Source organism: Anaerobiospirillum sp. NML120448 (genome assembly GCF_023050945.1).
Taxonomy (GTDB): Bacteria; Pseudomonadota; Gammaproteobacteria; order Enterobacterales; family Succinivibrionaceae; genus Anaerobiospirillum.
The window spans coordinates 1-3428 of the sequence record NZ_JALKIM010000129.1; the positions used below are offsets into that span (position 1 = coordinate 1).

3 protein-coding genes are annotated in these 3428 nt (G+C 36.4%); 2 read left to right on the forward strand and 1 reads right to left on the reverse strand.

Annotated elements, in window-relative coordinates; translation table 11 throughout:
• Positions 1–853: 853 nt before the first annotated feature.
• Both MXE38_RS11935 and MXE38_RS11940 read left to right on the forward strand, forming a co-directional pair.
• A complete protein-coding gene (locus MXE38_RS11935; protein WP_246915370.1) occupies positions 854–1210 on the forward strand; it encodes a hypothetical protein in 357 nt (118 codons plus the stop codon).
• A 661-nt stretch (positions 1211–1871) separates the two neighbouring features.
• Entirely contained in the window at positions 1872–2204 is a 333-nt protein-coding gene (locus MXE38_RS11940; protein ID WP_246915372.1) for a hypothetical protein, read from the forward strand.
• Between the two features lie 247 nt (positions 2205–2451).
• Here the strand turns inward: MXE38_RS11940 and MXE38_RS11945 are convergent, their stop codons facing one another.
• Positions 2452–3129: a hypothetical protein gene (locus tag MXE38_RS11945; RefSeq protein ID WP_246915374.1), complete on the reverse strand. Its 678-nt coding sequence runs from the start codon at positions 3127–3129 to the stop codon at positions 2452–2454.
• Positions 3130–3428: the final 299 nt, after the last annotated feature.

Consider the following 3428-nt stretch of genomic DNA (forward strand, 5'->3'; position numbering starts at 1 on the left):
AAGAGCTTGTTGAAGTGCTGAAGCTTCCTATAAACTACTTGGACATACCTGCACATAAGAGTACCACATGCTAATGGATAGCTACAAGGTACCCAAAACATCATATAATGATACCCCACATTTTTTTGCGGGGATGTAGGTTATACTCGTTATATCTAGGTAGTCAATTAAAAAAATCTATAAATTTAAAATAAATACGCTCTTTTGACGATGATCAAAAAGTTGCAATGTTTAGATAAATATTTTTGCACTTAAATTTAGCAATTTTCCTTATTTAAGATTTAATGGTGCCTAAGATGCACCAATTTAAAGCTAAGTTTATTTGAGACTGACCAAACTTAGATTTAGATTTAGCGATAGCCTAAATTAGAAAAAGTTTTTTTAAGGCTGAAAGGAATCGTGCTTACTAAATTGCGATCAAAGCTCTTTTTTTCTTAAATTATCCTCATTATAATATCGGCAGCAACAAAGATTAAAAGCCTACTTGAGCAACTCACAAGCTCTATGAAGACTTGCTTGTTGCGATCCATTGCTATTAGCTTAAATTAAACAGCTATTTTTTTCCTTCCGTTTTGCTGTAAGAACGCATATCTGCACTACCCACAACAATCACTCTTTTAGAGTGCATTCCTGCTAATAGCGTTAAGTTCAATTTAGTCAACATCATTCTCTGAATAATATATCTTTGCTATTTGGTATTTATGCCAATGGTTCTCCAGCTAGATCTTATTTTCATAAGATCTAGAGGGCGCTATTGTCATAAGTCATCTTTATGATATTTCAATCCAAAATTACCATTAGCTTAATAATATTGTTAGAGGATAGGGGGCTTTACAGAGTTTAAGGAGCTCTTGTGTTTAGATTTACCAAAATTATTGGTGCATTGGTTGGAGCACCAGGAAACCTTGGTAAAGAGGATATGGTGCAAGGCGCAACGAGTCGGACTCGTAGTGCAATAGAGCGTTCTAGCCAAGCTAAATCGGAGGTTAATGAAAAGTATCGTGAAATGGTTGAGCGGTACAATGCCAAATTTTCACCAGGCGGCAAGTGTGAACCAAGAATCCTCAATCGACTTGATCATAAAGAAGAGCGTATTGCTAAAGATATCGAATATTTGGATAAGATGAAGTCTCAAGTTGATAGTGCTTTAGAGCGCTTTGAGCTTAAAACAGACCAAAAGGACGATAGTAAAGACCAAAACAAAGAATAATTGGTTTTGTCTTAGCAAATCTTTAGTCAAGTATTTAATAAGCAGCGCTCTCTAACTTCAAGCAAGAATAAGCTGGAGTGAGTGCTGCTGTGCCTGTCTGTCCTTTATGAGCTCCATCAATGCTTACATGCTCGCCATAATCAAATCAGAGCTTTAGTGCTAGCCATACCTTCCACATCAGATAAAAAACTCTTCTTCATGGCCAAAAGCTAAGAACTGGTTCAAGTAAAAATGTTGTGGAATCAACAAGCTAATCATACTGTACTTATAAAGTAGCACCTTTAAGAACGAGCTATTTTAGCTGTTTATTTCCATTTTCTTATAAACCAGTAATCCAGTCTTCCTAAGTGATCCTACAGGATTTTTATTTGATCCAAGAACTCCATACTATTAATAAGCTTTATATTAATATGTATTTACAACACCTCCCTCCTGAGCAAGGTCTTAATACAGATAGATAAAATGTCTTATTCTTGTTAAGATTACTTATCTAGCTAAATGGGCGTAATTACCTACAAGGATAGTAAGCTCGTTAGCGAAAAGATGCTATGCTAAGTTTTAATAATCAGAGTAGGTCTGTAGCTGGTCATTTCTGCCACCATAATTATTGTTAGTTTTTTGTACTGGCATTAATGCTTAAGTAATTATAGGAGGATCAATCATGCTTCCATTTGTGTCTGCTATTATTAATATTTTTTCTGGAAAAAAAGCTGATGAAATCGAAGAACTGGTTAAAGGTGCAAAATCAGGAACACGTTTTTCTAAAACCCCATCAGACCAGGCTAAGGCTCAAGTTAATGATAAGTACCATGATATGGTAGAAAAGTATGATGCCAAGTTTTCCTCAGGCGGTAATTGTGAGCCACGAGTACTAAATAAGCTCGATCATAAGGAAGCAAGAATTAAAGAAGATCTTGAGTACCTAGACCGTATGCAAGATCAAGTTGATAGAGCCTTAAGCAAGTTTAAGTTAAATGAGCAAAAGGACAAATAATTTCTGCCTACCCTCAAGCCTTAAAACTAACCTCTTAAGCCAACCTCAAAGAGGTTAGCTATAATTTTCGCCTCCTCTAATGCCTTTGTTTGTCCTCATAGCAGAGCAAAGCACAGCGCACAACATGCCTTGCGCTAAATGCTATGCGCTAATTCCTATGCGATAAGAGCCAAGAGCTAATAGCTAAGCACTTAGCGCACAGCTGTTTCTTTCCTTGTATCTTAGAGAGAGCCCGAGCCTTTAGGGCTTAAGATTTTAGGGCTGATTTAAAATAATCATCGAAAAGTTGATTGGTTTTTCTTTTGAGCTTCATAATTCTAATTAGAGGTTTAGACCATTTAGCAAAATGAGGCTTAAGCGGAGTTAGCTCTTTAGGCAGCTTTTGCAAGTTAGGGTAGCTAGGGAAAATACGGTAGAGACGCTTGTAGAGATCATCAATTATTTTTTCCTGCTTATCAAATTGAGTATAGCAACGCTCTAGTTCTTCCTCTTCCTCCTCTTGAGGATTAACTAGAACCAGATCTCCCAAAAGATAATCGTAATCGTAATTATCAAGGCTAGTGGTAATTTCACGTAATTGCTCGATACGTTCTTCTAATAGGTTAAGTTGCAGGCATGCCTCAGTATATTGCGGTGAATATAGAATAATGCGCTCAATAATTTTGCGATGATAGGAGTTGAGAGTAGTGGAAATATAATTCTCGGCATGAGCCATAGTAATACGCAAGCGTGTTTTGCAAAGGTCAGCTTGCCCATTTGCGGCCAAAATAATATCTTGCAACTCTCTGAGTTTTTGCAAAACTGCTGTATCGTCAGCGTCTAAATTTAGATCAAGCAACTTAACACTTTTAGACTTAGAGAATATGTTCTCCTTTTTAAGGATAAGCTCTAAGTTTAAGATCGACTCACCATTGCTATTGGCCATCAAGTTGGGGCAGAGAATTACCAAGCGATCAAGGATGTAATCCTCTTTTTGTGTTTGCCTTAAATGCTCCAAGGCGATTAATTCGATATCGCTAAAAACAGGCGAACTAGAGGCATTAACCCAAATTATGGCAGAGCAAGTTTTTAATAACTGGCTCTGAATGATTGCTAGATTAGGAATTGTCAACAAATTAAAAGAACAAACTAGGTACAACATATTTTATTAAATATGTGTATATTGTAAACTAATACTTTATGTCTTTACTTTAGGGGGTTGTCATGCGTGATACTTACGAAATT